The organism is Phycisphaerales bacterium, from assembly GCA_029268515.1.
GTDB lineage: Bacteria > Planctomycetota > Phycisphaerae > Phycisphaerales > SM1A02 > JAQWNP01.
Genome location: JAQWNP010000016.1, coordinates 247,066 through 266,485, shown reverse-complemented (window position 1 = coordinate 266,485; position 19,420 = coordinate 247,066). Strand labels below are relative to the sequence as shown.

18 protein-coding genes are annotated in these 19,420 nt (G+C 49.2%); 16 read left to right on the top strand and 2 right to left on the bottom strand.

The window, feature by feature from the left end; genetic code table 11:
- The first annotated feature begins 23 nt into the window (after window positions 1-23).
- The 4 genes from rplQ (at window position 24) to tyrS (ending at window position 3,830) form a co-directional block, all read left to right on the top strand.
- Window positions 24-761, top strand: a complete 738-nt coding sequence (rplQ, locus tag P8J86_11335) for a 50S ribosomal protein L17 (protein ID MDG2055287.1) — start codon at window positions 24-26, stop codon at window positions 759-761.
- A gap of 85 nt (window positions 762-846) precedes the next feature.
- Window positions 847-1,833 carry a phenylalanine--tRNA ligase subunit alpha gene (gene pheS, locus P8J86_11330; protein MDG2055286.1) on the top strand — a complete coding sequence of 329 codons (987 nt, stop codon included), beginning with the start codon at window positions 847-849 and terminating at the stop codon, window positions 1,831-1,833.
- Between the two features lie 30 nt (window positions 1,834-1,863).
- Entirely contained in the window at window positions 1,864-2,508 is a 645-nt protein-coding gene (locus tag P8J86_11325) for a hypothetical protein (protein MDG2055285.1), read from the top strand.
- The gene (tyrS, locus tag P8J86_11320) at window positions 2,505-3,830 is read left to right on the top strand and encodes a tyrosine--tRNA ligase (GenBank protein MDG2055284.1); all 1,326 of its coding nucleotides are present in this window, start codon (window positions 2,505-2,507) and stop codon (window positions 3,828-3,830) included. Before P8J86_11325 ends, tyrS begins: the two co-directional genes overlap by 4 nt.
- A gap of 19 nt (window positions 3,831-3,849) precedes the next feature.
- Here the strand turns inward: tyrS and P8J86_11315 are convergent, their stop codons facing one another.
- Together P8J86_11315 and P8J86_11310 are read right to left on the bottom strand one after the other, a co-directional pair.
- Window positions 3,850-4,965, bottom strand: a complete 1,116-nt coding sequence (locus P8J86_11315) for a hypothetical protein (protein ID MDG2055283.1) — start codon at window positions 4,963-4,965, stop codon at window positions 3,850-3,852.
- Window positions 4,966-5,023: 58 nt separating this feature from the next.
- Window positions 5,024-5,926: a diadenylate cyclase gene (locus tag P8J86_11310; GenBank protein MDG2055282.1), complete on the bottom strand. Its 903-nt coding sequence runs from the start codon at window positions 5,924-5,926 to the stop codon at window positions 5,024-5,026.
- A 248-nt stretch (window positions 5,927-6,174) separates the two neighbouring features.
- Between P8J86_11310 and P8J86_11305 the strand changes: the two genes are divergently transcribed.
- The 12 genes from P8J86_11305 to fliG all read left to right on the top strand — a co-directional run bounded on the left by P8J86_11305 (window position 6,175) and on the right by fliG (window position 19,407).
- Window positions 6,175-6,702 (top strand): hypothetical protein, encoded by a 528-nt coding sequence (locus tag P8J86_11305; protein ID MDG2055281.1) that lies wholly within the window; start codon window positions 6,175-6,177, stop codon window positions 6,700-6,702.
- Complete coding sequence (locus P8J86_11300) at window positions 6,699-7,739, top strand: hypothetical protein (protein MDG2055280.1); 1,041 nt, start codon at window positions 6,699-6,701, stop codon at window positions 7,737-7,739. The genes P8J86_11305 and P8J86_11300 overlap by 4 nt, the downstream gene beginning before the upstream one ends.
- Window positions 7,736-9,424 carry an RDD family protein gene (locus tag P8J86_11295; protein ID MDG2055279.1) on the top strand — a complete coding sequence of 563 codons (1,689 nt, stop codon included), beginning with the start codon at window positions 7,736-7,738 and terminating at the stop codon, window positions 9,422-9,424. Before P8J86_11300 ends, P8J86_11295 begins: the two co-directional genes overlap by 4 nt.
- 183 nt (window positions 9,425-9,607) lie before the next feature.
- Window positions 9,608-12,265 carry a tetratricopeptide repeat protein gene (locus P8J86_11290; protein ID MDG2055278.1) on the top strand — a complete coding sequence of 886 codons (2,658 nt, stop codon included), beginning with the start codon at window positions 9,608-9,610 and terminating at the stop codon, window positions 12,263-12,265.
- Window positions 12,262-12,780, top strand: a complete 519-nt coding sequence (gene flgN / locus P8J86_11285; GenBank protein ID MDG2055277.1) for a flagellar export chaperone FlgN — start codon at window positions 12,262-12,264, stop codon at window positions 12,778-12,780. The genes P8J86_11290 and flgN overlap by 4 nt, the downstream gene beginning before the upstream one ends.
- Before the next feature lie 7 nt (window positions 12,781-12,787).
- Window positions 12,788-13,744, top strand: a complete 957-nt coding sequence (locus tag P8J86_11280; protein ID MDG2055276.1) for an ATP-binding protein — start codon at window positions 12,788-12,790, stop codon at window positions 13,742-13,744.
- Window positions 13,741-15,207 (top strand): sigma-54 dependent transcriptional regulator, encoded by a 1,467-nt coding sequence (locus tag P8J86_11275; GenBank protein MDG2055275.1) that lies wholly within the window; start codon window positions 13,741-13,743, stop codon window positions 15,205-15,207. Before P8J86_11280 ends, P8J86_11275 begins: the two co-directional genes overlap by 4 nt.
- 125 nt (window positions 15,208-15,332) lie before the next feature.
- The gene (gene flgB / locus P8J86_11270; GenBank protein MDG2055274.1) at window positions 15,333-15,767 is read left to right on the top strand and encodes a flagellar basal body rod protein FlgB; all 435 of its coding nucleotides are present in this window, start codon (window positions 15,333-15,335) and stop codon (window positions 15,765-15,767) included.
- Between the two features lie 41 nt (window positions 15,768-15,808).
- A complete protein-coding gene (gene flgC, locus P8J86_11265; protein ID MDG2055273.1) occupies window positions 15,809-16,213 on the top strand; it encodes a flagellar basal body rod protein FlgC in 405 nt (134 codons plus the stop codon).
- A gap of 56 nt (window positions 16,214-16,269) precedes the next feature.
- Entirely contained in the window at window positions 16,270-16,590 is a 321-nt protein-coding gene (fliE, locus tag P8J86_11260; protein ID MDG2055272.1) for a flagellar hook-basal body complex protein FliE, read from the top strand.
- A gap of 102 nt (window positions 16,591-16,692) precedes the next feature.
- Entirely contained in the window at window positions 16,693-18,363 is a 1,671-nt protein-coding gene (locus tag P8J86_11255) for a hypothetical protein (GenBank protein MDG2055271.1), read from the top strand.
- Between the two features lie 3 nt (window positions 18,364-18,366).
- Complete coding sequence (gene fliG / locus P8J86_11250) at window positions 18,367-19,407, top strand: flagellar motor switch protein FliG (GenBank protein ID MDG2055270.1); 1,041 nt, start codon at window positions 18,367-18,369, stop codon at window positions 19,405-19,407.
- Window positions 19,408-19,420: the final 13 nt, after the last annotated feature.

Genomic DNA, 19,420 nt, shown 5'->3' with positions numbered 1-19,420 from the left:
ATGCGATGAGAGGACCGACTGATATGCGTCATCGAATTGGTGGAAAACAACTCTGTCGTGACGGCGACCACAGGCGTGCAATGCTGCGCAATTTGGCAGCAGGTCTGTTTGAGCATGGGCAGATAGAAACAACATTGCCCAAAGCAAAAGCAGTTCAGCCATTTGTAGAGAAGATTATCACGCTTGCAAAGCGTAAGAATCTACATGCAAGGCGGCAGATCGAGGCACGGATTAATGACCGCAAGATCTTTACCTGGTTGCGCGATTCAAGTATGAGTGCAGCGAAGAAGCGTAATGCTTTCTTTGATCTTCCTGATGAATCTGCAATTGAGCTTAATCGCTATGGCGAAGTCCGAAAGGCGCCTCGTCTTGTTGAGCACATCATTAAAACAGTGGCTCCACTCTTTGCTGATCGTGATGGTGGCTACACGCGAATCATTAAGCTGGGTAAGAATCGACTTGGTGATGGAACTGATCTAGTTCTACTTCAACTGGTTGGACAAGAAGATGGCCCACAACTTGGTAGTGGTACACCTCGGCGACGTGAAATAGGTAATCGCAGAGCAGCATTTGCAGCCCGCTTGCGTAAGGGATTTGCCGGTAGCAATACCAAAGATGATGCCGCTGAATCGGTTGCAACAGCCACTGAGGCGCCGCCAGTTGAGGCAGCTGAAGTTGAGGCAAATGTTTCAGAAGAGCCAAAGAATGCGGCGCCAGATACTGAGGCGGCAGGCGATTCGGGCCAAGAAAAGACAGAGTGACGCACTCGGAAATTTCACTGACCGATCTAAATGGTTGTGATTGAGGCGTCTGGGTACAACAAACCTCTTTGTTACAATGGCGATCATGCTCCAGCAGTTGGAAGATCTTGAAAGGAACGCCCTCAGCGAGCTGGGTGGCGTTACCGATGGCTCGGCTTTAGAGTCGTGGCGTATTTCATATCTGGGTACCAAGGGAAAGCTGCGTCAGATTATGCCGTTGCTCAAGGACGTGGTTGCTGCTGACAAGCCAGCAGTTGGTAAACGTCTCAATGAAGTTAAAAAAGTTCTTGAGTCTGCTTTTGAGCAGGCCAAGGCAGGTCTCGGTAGTGCGAAGGTCGATGGTCAGCCAGCGGTTGATCTGACTGAGCCTGGTGTCGCGATGGGTGTGGGGCGCCGACATGTTCTGAGCCGAACGATCGATGAGGTGACGGAAGTTTTTGCACGCATGGGCTTCACGGCTGTTACTGGGCCAGAAGTTGAAGATGATTGGCATAACTTTACAGCACTCAATATGCCTGAGGATCATCCAGCCCGCGATCCCATTGACAATTATTATGTTGACGGTGGATTGATGCTTCGTTCACAGACTTCAACGGTACAGATTCGTACCATGGAAAAGACGGAGCCGCCTATCAAGGTGACCGCTGTTGGTCGGGTCTACCGGCCTGATACCCATGATGCGACGCATTTCAGTATGTTCCATCAGATCGAGGGACTTGCAGTGGATCGTCATTTGACCCTGGTTGATCTGAAGACGGTTCTTTTTGAGTTTGCAAAGGCCTATTTTGGCCCCGAGGCAGAGATCCGAATGCGCCCTGGCTTCTTCCCCTTCACAGAGCCATCAGCCGAAGTCGATATGAAGATGAAGATCAAGGACCAGTGGCAATGGTGTGAGATGGGGGGTTGTGGCATGGTCAATCCAAACGTGCTGCGCTCTGTCGGGTACGATCCCGATCAATGGATGGGTTATGCATTCGGACTTGGCATCGAGCGGATCGCCATGCGGAAGTATGGCATCTCCGATATTCGCTGGTTGTATGAGAACGATGCACGCTTCCTACGACAGTTTTGAAGCCTCTTTGAGATTATCTGGAGTTCGTTCATGATGAGCAATCATTTCGATGACACCCACCCCGCGATGTCTGAAGTATCTAACGGCGTGCCCTCTGGACAACCAAAGAAAACAACATGGCCAACGGTGGTTGGGGTCATTGGCATCATCTTGGCGTCGCTCAATATTTTGGGTTCAATTTGTTTAATTGCCTTCGCGAGTAATCTCTTCGCAGGTTTACTGAGCGAGACTGACCAGGCAAATTTGCCACTGGCAGCGTCCTCGTCATTCTCGGTCGTAACTTCTATTATTGGTTTTGTTGTTTCTATCTGGTTGTTGTTTGGATCAATCCGTCTTATTCAGCGTCAAGGTTCGAGTCGAGGCATCCTAAATACTTGGGCCATCGTGGCGATCATTTGGGCTGTGATTGCTACTGCTTGGTCCCTTTACGAATTCAGTCAAATAAGCGATGAGGAATTTGGGGAATCGGTTGCAGAAGTAGACAATATGAGCGAAGAACAGCGGGAGACCGCGGTCCAGCTGGTGAAGCTTACTGCTGGCGCGAGCTCGATTTGTGGTGGTGTATGGGCCATTGCATGGCCTGTGATTGTGCTTTGTTTTCTCAACGGCCAGCGTCGTAAGCAGGAGATGGCTACTTGGTCAAATACTGATGACCAACAGCAATTCAGCATATGACCAAAATGACTCAACCCCTCTTAGAAGAATTACAGTGGCGCGGGCTTGTACACCAAACCACAGCTGATGATGTGTTGCCTGGATTTCTTTCAACACCCGGTCGGGTTGCTTACTGTGGGTTTGATCCTACATCTGACAGTCTTACGATTGGCAACCTTGTGCCAATTATGATGCTGGGGCATCTGCAGCGTTGTGGGCACAAACCAATTGCATTAATGGGTGGCGGCACTGGTCTAATTGGCGATCCATCAGGTAAAGACAGTGAACGACAGCTTCAGACACTCGAGCAGGTGGCAGCCAATGTTGAAGCGTGTAGTAAGATCTTCAAACGTGTTCTTGATTTCGATAAAGCGCATCCGAATGCAGCTGTATTGGTGAACAATGCTGACTGGCTCGGTTCACTGGGATATCTCGAGGTGCTTCGCGATGTTGGCAAGCACTTCTCAGTGAATGCCATGATTCAGAAGGATTCTGTAAGAGAGCGGCTACACAATCGAGAGCAAGGTATTTCATATACTGAGTTCTCTTACATGTTGCTGCAGGCTTATGACTTTCTTCATCTGCGTCGCGCGCATGAATGTACGATTCAAATTGCAGGTTCTGATCAATTCGGGAACATTGTTTGTGGTATTGATTTGATTCGTCGAGATATGATCGACCAAGCTGATGAACTGCCGCGAGGATACGGAATCACGGCGCCATTAGTGACCAAAGCAGATGGAACCAAGTTTGGCAAAACAGAATCAGGCGCAATCTGGCTGACGGCTGATCGCACGAGTCCTTATGCGTTTCACCAATTCTGGCTCAATACGTCTGATGCAGATGTCGGCCGGTATCTACGTTTCTTCACGTTTCTAGGAAAAGAAGAAATTGAGTCAATCGAGCAAGAGCATCAACAAGAGCCTCAGAAGCGAGAAGCTCAAAGGGCGCTTGCGGCTGAGGCAACTCGATTGCTTCATGGACAAGAAGAACTCGAACGTGCTGAAGCAGCAGGTCAAGCATTGTTTAGCGGTGAGGTGAGCAAGCTTGATATGAAGGCATTAGAAGAAGTGTTTTCAGATGTGCCTCATAGCTCACACGCAAAGACGATGTTGGAGGGTGATGGGTTATTGCTGGTCGATCTTCTAGCAGAGACTTCACTTACACAGTCAAAGCGTGAAGCTCGAACCTTCCTGAGTCAAGGTGCAGTGTCGGTCAATGGCAGTAAAGTGACTGGTGATGACGCCGTTGAGAGGCGGCTCAAAGTGAGCGATCTTCTTCACGGCAAGACGATTCTCTTACGCCGCGGCAAGAAGGCATGGCACGCAAGCCACTGGGCGTGAGTGAGTCATGAGAAACGAATTACGGGTTCGTCGTGTTCGCAGGTGTTGATGGCGTTTCGCGGCGTTTAATGACCACCTGTACTTCGGGCATTTTATTGCTGCCATCGACACTGGCTTGCACAGGAATGCCTGTGCCATCTGGCAGAATTGCTTCAAAGTAGGAGATCTTCTTTGATGCAATTTGCTGTTCCTTCTCATTCGCGCTGAGGTAAATAACAGCAAATACTTTGGCCTCTTTGGCGGCAATTTGTGCAATGAGATCTGCGCTGGCAATGATGTTTACATCATTAAGAACGCCAGGTGTGAGCTCAATGTCGTACTGACCGAAATCCTGTGGGGGGCCAGCGACCTGAATTCGAACTCGATCTAATAGATGCTCATAGGTCTGGCTGACTAGTTTGAATGAAACTTCGACAATATTTGGTTGAACAGTGACGTCAGGATTGGTGCCAAGGCCCTCAGGCATTCGCAAAGGTACGTCCAGTGTGTGTAAGACTCCAGGCTCAAGGTCCTTAATATCATCGCGATTAACAAATGCCTCGACCGAGATGTTCTCGGCCAGGGTTCGTCTCAGAGATTGTGGCATAGAGATTATGACGTTTGGAGGAAAAATCTTCACCTCTGTTGTCTGAGCGCCGACGAATTTAGATTTGACTATGGCAGGGGACTGAATAATCTCGTCGATGTCAATAGTGGTCGTTGTTGGATCCACTGAGATAATCTTGACTCCTGTGTCTTCGATTACTGCACTACGGCGAAGTTCATCAAGCAGATCAAGCGTGAGTCGCTGTTGACGCGCAGGCACTTCAATAGCCAGCGCTTCGCTAGCTTCCTTGATTGCCAAATCAATTGATCGATGTGTGCCGTCAATGACAATTCTGATATCTCGCTGCGTGGGGCTTGTGACCCATCGCTCTGGATCAGGCACGACAAAATTAACGAGTGCATTGATCTCGTTGCGCATACGCGTTTCGCCTGCAGCCCAGAACCAAATCAAGACAGCCACGACCGTAATGATGCCGTAATTCCAGATGGATCTACCAACTCGAGACTTGGAAAACCAACGGTCAACCCACAAACGAAGACGTCCCGCATGGGAGACCAATCGATCTGGACGAAGTGGGGAGGTCTTCATGGGTTACTCATTGGTCCTTAGAGTCGCGGTTTGGGCGAATGATCCAGTTAACTTTCGTTTAGGCGAGCTGATCGTCATGGTCTTTTTCGGGGCTATTTTGCTGGTCAGTGCTTGGATTCGCATCAGTCAGATCTTGTTCTGGCGAATCGTCTTTAGAATCGGTAACGGTTGTGGGAGCCTCTTCGGTTGAAGGGGTGACCAGTCTTGTACGTAGCACGGCCTCGAATTCTTCTCGAGGAATGTCATAGGTAAGCTGCCCTCGCTCAGCAAGGCTGACAGCGCCATTTTCTTCGCTCACGATGACAATCACTGCGTCTGAGTCCATTGAAAGTCCAACCGCAGCACGATGTCGCGATCCGTATCGTGATGGTAGTACGCCTTCTTCAGCCAGTGGGAACTGTACGCCAGCAGCAATGATTTGGCTGCCTCTGATGACAACACCGAGATCATGAAGAGGACTGTTGGGCCAGAAAATAGATTCAATGAGACTTGCGGATAGTTCGGCATTGAGTGTCTGCCCGCGTTCCACAAGGCCACCCAGTTTAACTTCTCGCTCGATAGCAATGATCGCACCAAATTGACTTTTGCTTAGGAAGGTTACCGCTGTAGCGATCGTCTCTGGAATAGAAGATCCGAGACCTCTGCCGACACCAAAGAGCCGAGCCTGTCCAAGACGAATAAACGCTTGTCTTAACTCAGGTTGGAATACCACAACCAACAGAATTGCCAATAGACCGAGAAACTGGCTATAGATGAAGTTGAGGCGACCAAATGCATCGCTGTCGCGTGTCATGACCCTGATAATTAGGGTGAAGACAACTAAGACAATCGCGAAGCCCTTCACCGCACCAGCGGCTCTTGTGCCTTGGACGAACCGAAATACGAAATAGACACAAATCCACAAGACGGCCATTTCAAGAATGACCTGATAGAGTGGATAGCTTCCAAGATATTCCAGCATGGCTTGCCTATTCGCTGCGGCGTCTGATTGCCGCCTTCCTTATAAAGAAGTATATACAGGGAGCCCTTCGGATAGGTTTTTGAGCAGGAGTGATCTACTCTGGGAGCCTTAAAATCTGTCATCGACACGTCACGTGACTTGTATGCACTCTTGCTTGAGGAAGTCGCAGGTGCATTGAATCTCAGTGACTTGAAGCCAGGGTGACCAAAAGACTGCACTTTTGGGTCTCGATCCCGTAGTATCACGATATGAGCCGGTTTGGATCTGATTATCAAGTCACGCCACCGACGGGCCACTGTGCAAAAACAGGCATTGAGCTACTGCCTGGCCATGCATGTATGGCCAGTCTCTGTGATGATCCTGAAGGCGGTGGATTTCGCCGTCTGGATTATTCCCTAGAAATCTGGGCCGAGGGGTACCGGCCAGATGGCCTATTTGGTTTCTGGCGTACCACCATTCCAACTGCTCAAGAGAATCATCGTCCGTTCGTAGACGACGAAGTCCTGATGGAGATCTTCGAGCAGCTCAGTGATGATTCTGCAGAGCAGCGGGTTGCCTTCCGATTTGTGCTCGCACTCATTCTCATTCGCAAGAGACTGCTTCGTTTTGATGGGCGCACAGAATCAGATGCAGAAGGAAATGAGGTCTGGCTTCTGAAAAGACGTGGTCAAGATACGGGTGGGTTTGAGATCGTGAACCCACAATTAACAGATGACGACGTTCAAGCACTGACTGATCAATTGGGGCAGGTGTTGCGCGGCGATCTGCAAGCGTGAATCAACTTACACGTCATTGGATTGCCCGTGCTCTGGGCATGATGAGGCCCCTCGAATTGTGGTCTCAGCGTCAATCTATTCTTGTGATTTTGTTGTGCCTAGTAGTGTCTGCTGGGGGTTGTCAATCATCCGATCAGGTGACGCTGGGGCAGCTTGATCATCCCGCAGAAATTTCATCTGCAGAGCTTGTTCGTGCATACAACCAGCGGATTGCGTCAATCACACAATTCTATGCCCACGGTGTTCTTGAAATACGTTGGGAAGATGAGGATGGCCACCACCTCGAACAAGGCAACATCGATTTGTGGGTAGAGCGGCCTGAAAATGTCTCACTGCGGGTTGCGAAGCTCGGTGAGACTTACCTCTGGGCTGGGCAGAATCAACAGACGGCTTGGGTTTTTGACATGACTGGTCCCGACACCACGCTTGTTATTCATGATCGAGGCGATAGAGATACAAAAACAGCACCATCCATGAGTTTGCTGGCGTTACTCGGTCTTGTCACCTTGGGCGACCAGGTCGATGAAATACCTGAGTCAGTGATGACGCAACAAACAGCTGAAGGTCTCTGGGAAATGAGTATCAGCGATGGACGCGGTATCCAACAGTGGCTTATCGAGCCTCATTCATATGAGCCTCGCAGTATGAGAGTGCTTGATGTAGGTGGGCAAGAGCTCGCCCGTGTTGAATTTGATCCGTCGGCCTTTACGCCATTGCTGATGCCTGGAACTTCAGTTCTTGCCACGTCTCAGATTCCGGGTCGAGTACACCTTTATTTGAGTGCACCAAATCTGACTGAGAAGAGCGCGTTCGAGCCGGCCAGAATTGCCTTGCGCATAGTTAATCCAGATGCTGATGTTCAAGAAGAGCCAATGGATCGTGTGTTCGATCTTGAGAGACTTACGCAGTCGCTCCGGCCTAAAAAAATTAATCGCGGGCAACAAGGCGGTTGGCTTGGTGGTGGATTACTCGATGTATCTGGACCGACAAGTAGCCCTTCATCAACAGAACAAGAGTCTGAGGTGCCACTGAGATGACTTGGCGCCTTTTCAATAAAAAGTTAATTGCAATTTGTTTGATGGTCTTTGCGCCGCTGGTCAGTGGTCAGGTCAGCCCTGGATTCGTTGCAACATCAAGCCAGGATCACATCTGGTTTGCTGTTGAAACAGGCCGTGCTGGTGGCCCAGTATCCCTCCTGCATATTCCAGTGTCGTCAAAGGAACCAATTTACAACACGATTCTGGAGCTGCCGTTTCTTCCTGAGGCTATGGCAGCATGTAAAGATCGACTCTGGCTGGTCTTTCCACCCGAGGTGGGCGCTGAAGATCGAAGAGAGGTCTTCACAATACGAATTGGCTACAACGCAACACTGGAGCGTTTTTTCTCCAGTCCAAGTGATCATCTGATTCAAGAGCCACCACTCCCTAATGAGGGTCGTTTGATTTCTGCAGTAGGCGCAAAGCAGGGGCCGGTCGTCATGATCGAGTCATCGTCACAGCAGCCTGAACCAGGTACTCGACGGACAGGAGCTCCAGAAGGACATCGTGTTGTAACGTCATTAGAAGACGTAGAACTTTATGCCCTCAGGCGAGGGAAGTGGGATCAGCTTCCCGCATTAGTGAAACCAGATTCGAAGGATGACTCTGACCTGACAGGGCCTCTGTTTCTTGCAGCACAGGGTACCGCTCGCGATCAAGTGACGGTTTTGGTCAATGTTGCTGATGGTGTTCGTTCAGGTCATGCGGCAGCAGCTCTGACCTTGGTCATGGAGGGTGGAGAATCAAAGTGGAATTCACGGCTCATTAAACTCGACTTGAGTCAAGTACAGCATCTCTTGACGGTGAGTGGAAGACTGATGCTGCAAGAGCAGGCTCAACCTGGGGCAGAAATGGGTGGCCCAGCGATAGAGGATGTGATTTCGTTGGCCTATGTCTATGCCAATAGACGATTGCCGTTGCTCGAATTTGACCAGCCTGCGGCAGAAAACTGGGCATTGCTGGGAACATCTAGCGGCGTCGAATTACTCGAGATCTTTGGTCCTGGGCGTTTTATGATCCGGCACATTCGAACGAATGCGATGGCGACGATTGCTCAGTCTTCCTCGTTGAGTGGTGACAATGAAGCAGTGATTGGGATGCCCCTAGAGCTCCAACCAGCCAGCCATTTTGGACCCGATCTTTGGCAGGTGACGGTGCTGTCGGTTCTTATGATGGGACTTGTCTTGCTGCTCTTGTTGGTCCGTCCACCGGCTCGGGGTGCTGAGATGGCGCTGCCGCAAGGCGTCCAGTTGATGCCACTTTCAACACGTTTCTTGGCACTTCTGATTGATTTTATTCCTGGTGGAATTGTTGCGATCTTCATCTTCCAGGCTGATATTTCAGATTTACTGAGAATACCGAGCTTGAATCTGACCCTGACTGAGGGGCTGCCATATCTAGTGATGGTGACAATCACTGTCATTCATGAGGGTATCACTGAGCAAATTTGCCGTTCTACTCTTGGTAAGGGAATTCTGGGATGTCAGATCATCTCTCTTGATGGGGCGGTGCCTGACCGGCGACGGCTATTGATTCGTAGCGTGGTTAAGTGGATTGTGCTGCTGCTCCCAGTGCTGGTGATCGTCAATATCCTGAGCCGTCTATTGCAAGGGGTTCATGATCAGGCCGCTGGCACCCTCGTTGTGCGGCGAACGAGAGCCATCGTTCCTCCGCCAGAGGCCTGAAATCAGATCTATTGGGGGTAGAGCCGTGTTGATCTGGCCAATGCTGGAGGCACAACGCAATCGACGCCGATAAGTCGAGTCGGTAGTGCATGGATGCGCTACATCTGGGAATGATTTGGAGCCCGAGACAATCTGGCTCCAAATAGCCCGATTTGGATGGAGACTCTTGTGCCGGACGGCAGGATGCCATGGCAGGATGTCAATCGCCCTGAGCTGAGCGATCTGGATGCACCAGATGGATCAGCTGAAGAGAAGGCGGATACTGACAGTCCACCACGAACTTCGTTGAGTACCAAGCTGGGGAAACCTGGCTCGGTGGCGGCTGCGAATACCACTGAAGAGTCGGGGCAGGTGCCTGTGGGCACTGCTAGTGCAGCGAGGCAGCAGCTTTTAGATGATGTTGCTTTGGCTCAAACAAAAGACCACCAAGTATCTGGTCCGGAGTCTCGTACTGGGAAGCTTAGATCACTATGGGCAGTTCCAGTCATTGTGCTCAGCTGTGCCTTGATTGGATTAGGCCTCTACCTCACGCTTCTGCATGAGCCCCCAGTTCCAGTCAGTAAGGTCCTTAGTCAGGCAAGCAAGGAATTGGCTGATGGAAAATTGGAACAAGCAACAGCCTTACTCCGTGGATCTGTTGAGCCTCGTCTAGATCAAGCAACAGCAATTGAGCGAGCCAGCTACTTTCGACTGGTTGGCGATCTATTGGTTGCTTGGCGTCTAACATCAGATAACAAAGATATAGCCTACGCAAGAAAAATTTGTGATGTTTACGGTCGTGCACGTGCAGTTGGCGGTGGTCTCAATCATCTGCAAGTTGAGTCTATGGCACTGGCCCAGATTGAGTGTGGCAATATTCTTGAAGCGCGTAACGAATTAGAATTTCTGGGGGCGAAAGCAACGCATCCAGCTCATGGTGATTTAGTTCGGCCAGGAATGTACCGAGTTCTGCAAGCAATTGTATTGGCAGAGCTCGACCTGTACCAAGATGATCCAGCTCGCTCGCTCGCAATCCTTGAAGCATTTATTTTCGATGTATCAATCCCTAAAGATACGTCAACACTCGCGTGGCTCATGCTGCGGCAGGCTGAGATTGAGCTTGCTCAAGGTAAAGCTCAGGAAGTGATAGATCAGTTATTGGTCTTTATGAGAAGGTTAGAGCAGTCACCATCTGGCGTTGGGAAAGAGACACTGGCCGAAATTTCTGTCGTATTAGGTGAGGCCTATGAACTCAACGGTGATCCCATTCGATCGCGTCATCATCTCAATACAGCAATGCAAAATTCAGAGTTGGGATCCTTACACCGAGCAAGAGTCCTTGTGAATCTTGGTGATTTGAATTTATCCGAAGGCAAGATTCCCGAAGCAACCGTGTTTTTTGATGAAGTTATTTTCGATTATCCTCAAACAAAATTCCGAGCGGATGCCTTGCTTGGTCGAGCGGCCGGCTTCAGTATTGAAGGGCAGCATCAAGAAAGTATTCAGGACTATCAAGAAGCATGTACAGCCATAGAGATGGCGCCTGCTAGTGACGAACAAAGACTCCGTCGCATTGCTATTGCGTTGACAGATCGGCATGATGCAGCGATTGTGCAGCGCGATCTCGTACTCGCGTTGGATTATATTATCTTGGCAAACGGTTTCTTTCCAAGCGAAAACCCACCAGTTTCTGTCTTGGAGCGTTTGGCTTCGACGAGTAAGCAGCTCGCAGATAATCTCACGACTGACCAAAGTATTGCGAGCGAGATAACGAAAGCTCACAAACTCTATAGGCAAGCCGGTGACACTCATCTTGAAATCGCTCAGGCTATTCAGTCATTAAATAATCATGATCATCAATTGGCAACCCATCTTCGATTGGCAAGTGAGTCCTATGATCAGGGAGCATGGCGGTCTGCAACAATTGAAGTTTGTCAGACTTATCTAGCTAGTTTTCCAGTGAGTGATGCACGGGCTCCTGAGATACGCCAGCGTTTAGCAACCAATCATGAGGCGCAGCTGGATTATGAAAGTGCTGCGTCAATCTATCAAGAAGTTATTGATCTTCATCCTTCGAGCCCAGCAGCCACGGCCAGTTTTGTTCCATTGGCTCGATGTCTACGCACCCTTGAGCGATCCTCTGAAGCGAAACAGCACTTGTTGGCGGTGATATCTGGTGATCGAGGTCTGGCTCCGGCAGCAATTGACTTTCGAGATGCCATGATTCTTCTCGGTGAAATTGAATACGAAGAGGGGCGTTGGGCTCGTGGTATTGAGTTTCTTACTCAGGCAGCAGTGCGGTATCCACTTGATCCAAGGCGTGGCGAAGTTCTCTTTCGAATTGGAGACTGCTATCGACAATTAGCTGCTGAGCAGAGTGGTTTATTGCGGGATATGACGCCAATGAGTCAAGAGAAGAAAAAGTCTTTGCAAGAGCAGAGGAAAAAATATCTCCGCAGTTCTATGAGCACTTTTTCTCAAATTATGTCGACTCCAGTACAGGGGCTGGCGTTAGATAAAAGTTTGTCAGATGAAGATCGCCTGGCTCGTCTCTATTTTGCTGATTGTGCTTTCGAACTTGGTACCTATGACCAAGCAATTACGGAATATGAATCAGTTGCTCGTCGCTATCCAAAACATCATTCATCAGTCTATGCACTTGTGCAAATTGTCAATGCATATACCAATTTAGAGAGTGCTAATGAGGCTCAAGCAGCCCATCGCCGTGCCATGATTCGATTGGGACAAATACCAGAAAGTGCCTTTGCGGAGCCTGATGCACTTATGGATCGAAGGGCCTGGGAGCGATGGATAGAAAGTAGTCCTGTGACGACAACGGTTCAGGTGGGAACAGATCCTTGACAGAAAGTATGGGTTCGATGATGCAAGAGAATGTCAGCAAAAATGACAATCAGAGCCGCAGCGCTGAGGCGTGGGCTGCTGAACTCATTGAGTTATTGCGGCAGCAGCGCACTCTTGTGAATGAACTAGTCGCAAGGGCAACACAGCAAGAAGCGATGATTAAAGAAGGTCGGACGGATGCAATCATTGGCTTGCTCTCGCAACGGCAGGAATTGATTGATTCATTCAGCACCACACAAGAAGATTTTTCTCCATTGCTAAGTCATCTTGATGAGCGGCTTGATGGTGCGACATCAGATGAAAAAATACAGATTAAGAGCTTGGTTGAAGAAATTGGAGAGTTGCTCGGGATCGTTATGCGTCGGGACGAGGAAGATCGGGAACGCCTCGAGGTTAGCAGTCATCGGGTCCAACAAGAGATGAAAGATCTCTCAGAATCCCGAGAAGCACATGAAGCGTATCGGAATACAGGTCATGAAGAGGACAAGCAGAGATTTGCAGATCAATGTGGATAGGGAACCGATGACAACGATTGAAACAACACCGCGTAAAGCTACGACAGTTGAAGAGCTGAGAGAGTTAATGCGGTCAGTAACGCTCGCCACAGAGCGGCTGGAATCAACTCATGGAACACTTCAGACAGAAGTGACTCATCTTAAAAGCGAGTTGGCTGAGGCGAATGAACAGCTTCGTCGATCTCGCGATCTTGCAGCTCTGGGAGAAATGGCTGCTGGTATTGCTCATGAGATTCGAAATCCTCTTGGCTCAATTCGCCTCTATGTGCAACTGCTTGGTAATGACGAGGCGGCAACTGTTGGCCAAAACAAGATTTGCAAAAAAATTGATAGAGCTATTACAGGCCTTGATTCGATCGTGCGAGATATCTTGTTGTTTGCAAGAGAGTCTTCATTGCGTGTTGATGAAACGCAGTCGGAAGAACTCATTTTAAGAGTGCTTGCTAATTGTGATGGATTATTAGGTCATCATAATGTCATTTTAAACCAGTCTATTAGCGACCAAGTGTTGTTGGCAGATTCGGGATTGTTAGTGCAAGCGATTTCAAATGTGCTTCGTAATGCAGTTGAGGCGAGTCTGCTGGAGGCAGATGATGAACCGATGGTGAGCTTAGAAGTGTTTCGAGCTGACGTTCGGTGTTCTAATGGCCAGCGTATGGATCGTGTGGTTATTGCCGTTGAGGACTATGGCCCAGGGATTCCTGCAAAGGCGCTTGGGCGAATTTTTAATCCATTTTTTACGACGCGAGCAACAGGTACGGGCCTTGGTCTTGCGATTGTTCACCGCATTGTTGATGCACATGGTGGACATGTTCAGGTTCGAAGTAAAGAGGGTAAAGGTACGCGGATTGAACTATGTCTACCACCAGACGGTGTCCAACCTAAGGAAGCATCGTCTGCCGATTGCGTGATCGGGCGGCATGACACAGCACTAGGCTTTTATGACACGGAGAAGCAACCGTGAGTACTATTCTTGTTGTTGATGATAAAGAAATGATGCGTGACAGTGTTGCAAGCACGCTCTCTCAGAAGGGGCATACGGTCGTCACTGCTGTCAATGGTGTTACTGCTTTGCAGCGCGTATCGCAGCGAACTTTTGATGCGATAGTCACAGATCTACAGATGCCAGAAATGGATGGCCTGGGGCTTCTTGACGCTATTGGGCCAATTGATGATCAGGTTCCAGTTGTGGTAATGACTGCATATGGGTCAATTGAAACAGCTGTTGAAGCAATGAAGCGCGGTGCTTATGACTATCTTACGAAACCATTTAGTGGTGATATTCTTCTGCAGACAGTAGAGCGTGCAATTGAACACAGTCGTTTAGTCAAAGAGAATCAAATTCTTCGTGCATCGATGTCTCAAACATCGGATGCTTCACTTATGCCTGCTCATGCACTGGTTGGAGGTGGCATGACCATGCAATCCATCAAGCAAGAGATTGCCAAAATTGCATGCAGTCATGCGACAGTCCTCTTGTGTGGTGAATCTGGTTCTGGAAAAGAAGTGGCTGCTCGATCAATACACGAACAAAGCCAACGGTCTAAGGGCCCATTTCTAGCACTCAACTGTGCGGCGCTGTCGTCGACCCTGCTTGAGTCTGAGTTGTTTGGACATGAGCGAGGTGCTTTTACTGGGGCAGATAAACTACGTAAGGGTCGTTTTGAATTAGCTGATGGCGGTACGCTACTGCTTGATGAAATCAGTGAGATAGCGCCAGAACTACAAGCTAAACTCTTGCGTGTATTGCAAGAACAGGCATTTGAGAGGGTTGGTTCCAGTACGAGTCGCTCGGTAGACGTTCGTGTCATCGCGACTTCTAATCGTGATTTGCAAGCCGAAGTTCGTGATGGAAAGTTTAGAGAAGATCTTTTCTACCGTCTAAACGTGTTGCCAATGCGAATGCCACCGTTACGAGAGCATACAGATGATATTCCTTTGCTGACCGCTCACTTCCTTCAGCAGGTCGCCCAGCGTGAAGGACGACACGTCAAGCAATTCGAACCGCAAGCAATGCAACGGCTTATGCAATATGCCTGGCCAGGTAATGTTCGGGAGCTTCAAAATGTATGCGAACGAGCCGCAGTGCTATCAAGTAATGACATGATTCAGGAATCACTTGTTGGGCCCTGGTTAGGTTCTACTGCGAAAGATCGTTTTAGCGTTGCAATTGAAACCAAGCCAGTCAATACCAGGGTTCATAACATTCCAGTGATTGATGGCTCCTACTGGACAGTCAACGAGCATCTCGTTTGCGCTGGTGATATCACGCTTGAGCAGATTGAGCGAGATGCGATCGTGGCCACCCTAAGAAAGCATGATGGGCATCGCCAGCGTAGTGCTTCAGCGCTCGGAATTGGAGTTCGGACGCTGGGTCTGAAACTGAAGAAATGGAAGGAGATGCAGGTCGTTGAGCAGAGCCTATAGAACAGCGCATGGATTGCGCACTGCGCACCAAATGCACCTGTTGAGGTATTGTTACATGGCCTCAGGCTCGATCTTGGCGTTCGGAGCGCCGTTTGCTGCCTGTATAGAGGAATCTAGGAAATAAAATGATTAACGGCGTAACAAATTCGATGGGACTTGATGTATTGGAGCGAATGGTGCAATTCTCTGCCGCGCGGCATGAGGTCATTGCGAACAATGTCGCCAATCTATCGACGCCTGGTTTTCAAGCTCAGGACTTGTCTGTTGAGGCCTTTCAAGGCCAACTTGCGGATGCCATTGACCAAAGGCGCAGCGGCTCGGGTGGTGCTAGTCAAAGCTTGCAGATGACCAATACAAGCCAAGTTGAGTTTCTTAAAGATGGCCTCAATGTTCAACCAGAATCGGATGGGCAGAACATCCTTTTTCACGACAAAAATAATCGAAGTCTTGAACGTACGATGCAAGATCTGGTCAAGAATTTTATGACGTTTCAGGCGTCAGCCCAGTTGCTACGGAATCGTTTTGACATCATTAATACAGCTATTTCTGAGCGGGTCTGATTGGATGAAGACCTCTTTATACACCGAGCATGGAAGCCACAATGTTTGAAGCACTTGATATATCAACGACTGGACTGATCGCTCAGCACACAAGGCTGAATGTCATTTCCAACAACATTGCCAATGCTGAGACGATCCTTAATGAAAAGGGTGAGTATGCCCCTTATCGGCGGCGCGCAGCGATACTGGCCGCCGGTGACGGCATGACAGGTAGCACTGAAGGTGTCAGCGTCATTGAGATCGAGTTAGACCAAAGTGACTTTCAGATGCGATATGAGCCTGGATCGCCTTGGGCTGACGAGGCTGGCTATGTGGGCTACCCAAACGTCTCTGTTGTGGTCGAGCAGATGAATGCCCTCGAAGCGGCTCGGTCCTATGAAGCAAATATTTCAGCTATTGAGGCCTCTAAAGCCATGATTAATGCAGCGTTACAGATCATCGGATGATTCTGCCGATGTCAAGGGTTGTGGCGGCAAACGTCGCCACCGTGTGAGAATGAACCATGAGTGATCCATTAGGACTGATCGGCAATTCAGTAACAACCGTCAAGGGACCGCTGCAGAAGCAGAATCCACTTGGCCCACCCGGTACTGCGCCGACTGGGCCAGAGTTCAAGCAGGTTTTGCAAGGTCAGCTTGATCAGGTCAATCAATTGCAGGCAGATGCAACCGCTGCAATGGAAGATCTTTCGGCAGGGCGGCGTGATGATATTGAACAAGTCATGATTGCAACACAGAAGGCAGATACAGCCTTTAAGATGCTTCTTCAGGTACGCAATAAGGTGTTAGAAGCATATGATGAGATTAAGCAGACGCGGGTTTAGATCGCGTTAGGTTCTAGAGCCATGGATGGCTCTAGGTGAGGGTAAGCCGACTGATCGCAGTCGGCTTCGGCGAAAGCCGATCGTGGCATGGAGGCCAAAGCGATGCAGGCTCAATTTAAGTCAGTACGACGTTACTGGGATGGAATGCGCGAACTTCCAGCAAGCGCACGTCTTTTTGTGGCATCACTGGCTGTCATATTAGTTATGGCGCTGTTCTTGGTCGCACTGTATGCGGGTAATCCCGATATGGTACCTCTGCCTTTGCGACTCACCCCAGAAGTGAAGGCAAATGCAATTAGCTATTTAGATAGCGCTGGTATCAATTACGAGGAGTCGCGCGGCCAGATCCTTGTTGCTACTGAAGATCGTTCATTGGTGTTAACACGTATGAACGAGTCGCAAGTGATTCAGCCAGATCAAATTGACTTTGAATCCCTGGCAGCAGATGAAAGTATTTTCATGACGCGTGGCCAGTTTAAAACGCGTGAGCGTATTGCTAAGCAGAACGTGTTGGCCCGAATGATCACTCAAATGAAGGGCATACAGTCAGCTACTGTAGTGATCGCGGAAGATCAAGATGCAATCGGCTTTGGTACGTCGCATCGGCCGCGGTCGGCATCGGTCACTGTTGTGAGTTCTGGTAATGAGATATCTCAAGATGGTGTTGATGCCATAGCGAGGCTCGTTGCGGGGTCGCATGCCGGGTTAGATGTCGAACGTGTTCAAGTGATTGATGCAATGACGAGTCGATCTCGCAGTGCTCGTGGTCAAGAAATGTCGAGCGTGAGTCGTAATCTTGAGGTCAAAATCGAGCGAGAAAAGCATACTCGGGAGGCAATACTCAATATTCTGGGCTACATTGATGGGGTTCGGGTGAGTGTCAATGCACAAGTTGACACGCGTGAAGTCGTTGAACATTCTCAAGCCTATGAAGACCCCAAGCGGAGTACAGTACGAGAGGCTTCTCGTTCAATCACTTCAGGTACGGGGAGTGTGCATTCGGAGGCCGGCATTCGTCCCAATGCGAGTCTTAGTATTAATGTTGGAAACGACAACTATAGATCGCTGGAAGATGAAAGTAACGAGACAAGTTCAGCGGTCGCTTTCGGAAATCGAAATCGGCAAACTCATGATGCAGGGGGCTACGCAGTCAAAATCAATGCGAGTATTGGGGTGCCACGATCTCATCTCATTCAAATATTTGAGCGACAGTATCCTCAGGCAGAAAATCCACCAACATCACTTGAATTAGATCCCATTCTGCAGGAGCAACAAGCGGCAATCAAGGCAGCTGTGTTGCCGCTTGTTGATACAAGTGCGATGCAGGGAGGCATGCTAGGAACAGTCGAAGTCAGTTTTCTTAGTGATTATCAGAAAACCAAAGCAATGGCTGGTCCGTTGCCAAACACAGTGCAAGGGTCTTGGTTAGCCAGTCCATTGGTTGATGCGAGTATCAAGTACGGAGGCCTTGGCGGGCTTGCGCTTATTAGCGTGGCAATGATGTTTATGATGGTTCGTCGTGCGAGTCATAAGGAGCACGACATTACTCAGGAAGAGCTTCTTGGCATACCAGTCATGCTAGCAACCGGAGATGCGGATGTAGCAGCAGAAGTTGATCCTATGAAGCCAGCGCTATTAGGTGTTGAGGTTGAAGATGAAGCTCTTCGCCGCCAAGAGATGATTGATCAAATTTCTGGTGTCGTTCGAACGAGTCCAACTGATGCAGCGGGATTGCTGCGGCAATGGGTTGTCAGTGATGGAGAGAATAACTGAGCCGTGATTCCACTTCCTAGGCAACAACTTCCTGATCAATGCGATGATCTAAGTGGCGTGCAAAAGGCAGCAATATTACTCTTGGCGTTAGACCATGAGTCTTCTGCAGCTTTGCTGCGTGAGCTGCCAGATGATTTAGTGGCCCAAGTGACAACGACGATTGCAACTGTCAGAGATGTGCCCAAGGGACTCAGTGAATCGGTTGTGCAAGAGTTCTACAATGTGCAGTTGGCGGGTTTCCAGTCACGTTCTGGCGGTATTGATTCAGTTAAGACAATGCTCTCTCAAGCGCTCGGCGTGGAGTCTGCTGATCGTATTCTCCAGTCAATTGAGGAAGAAGCTGAAAAGCGGCCGTTCTCATTTTTGCACGGAGCAGAGCCTGGCACCATTCGAGCATTTGTGCGAGATGAGCATCCTCAAACAATTTCTCTTGTCATGAGTTATCTCGATCCAGAAGACCGATCTGCGGTTCTGAGTGGTTTGCCTGCGCAGATTCAGATTGAAGTTGTTCGTCGCATTGCAGTTATGGATCAAACGAGTCCAGAAGTGATCGAAGAAGTCGAAGCAGGATTGAGGACACGATTTGCGGGTGTTGATAATGCTTCGATGGAACGGTTGGGTGGTGTGGATGCAGCAGCTGAAATACTTAATCAGTGTGATCGATCAATGGAGCGAACAATTCTTGAAGCATTAGAAGAATCAGATGCAACGCTAGCAACAGAGATTCGTAAACGAATGTTCGTGTTCGAAGACATACTCAATGTAAATGACAAAGGTGTTCAAGGTATTCTCAAGGAAGTGGATAATGATGAGCTTTGTATAAGTCTTAAGACCGCGAGTGAAGAACTTAAAGAGAAAATTTTCAGCAATATGTCTACGCGCGCTTCAGATCTTATTAAAGAAGACATGCAGTACATGGGGCCCTTGCGTGTATCTGATGTAGAAGCTGCCCAGCAGCGTATTGTTGAAATTGTGCGTCGACTAGAAGAAGCCGGGGAGATCATCATCATAGGGCGTGGTGGGGAAAGCGATCTCGTGGTCTAAGATGGAAATGCAG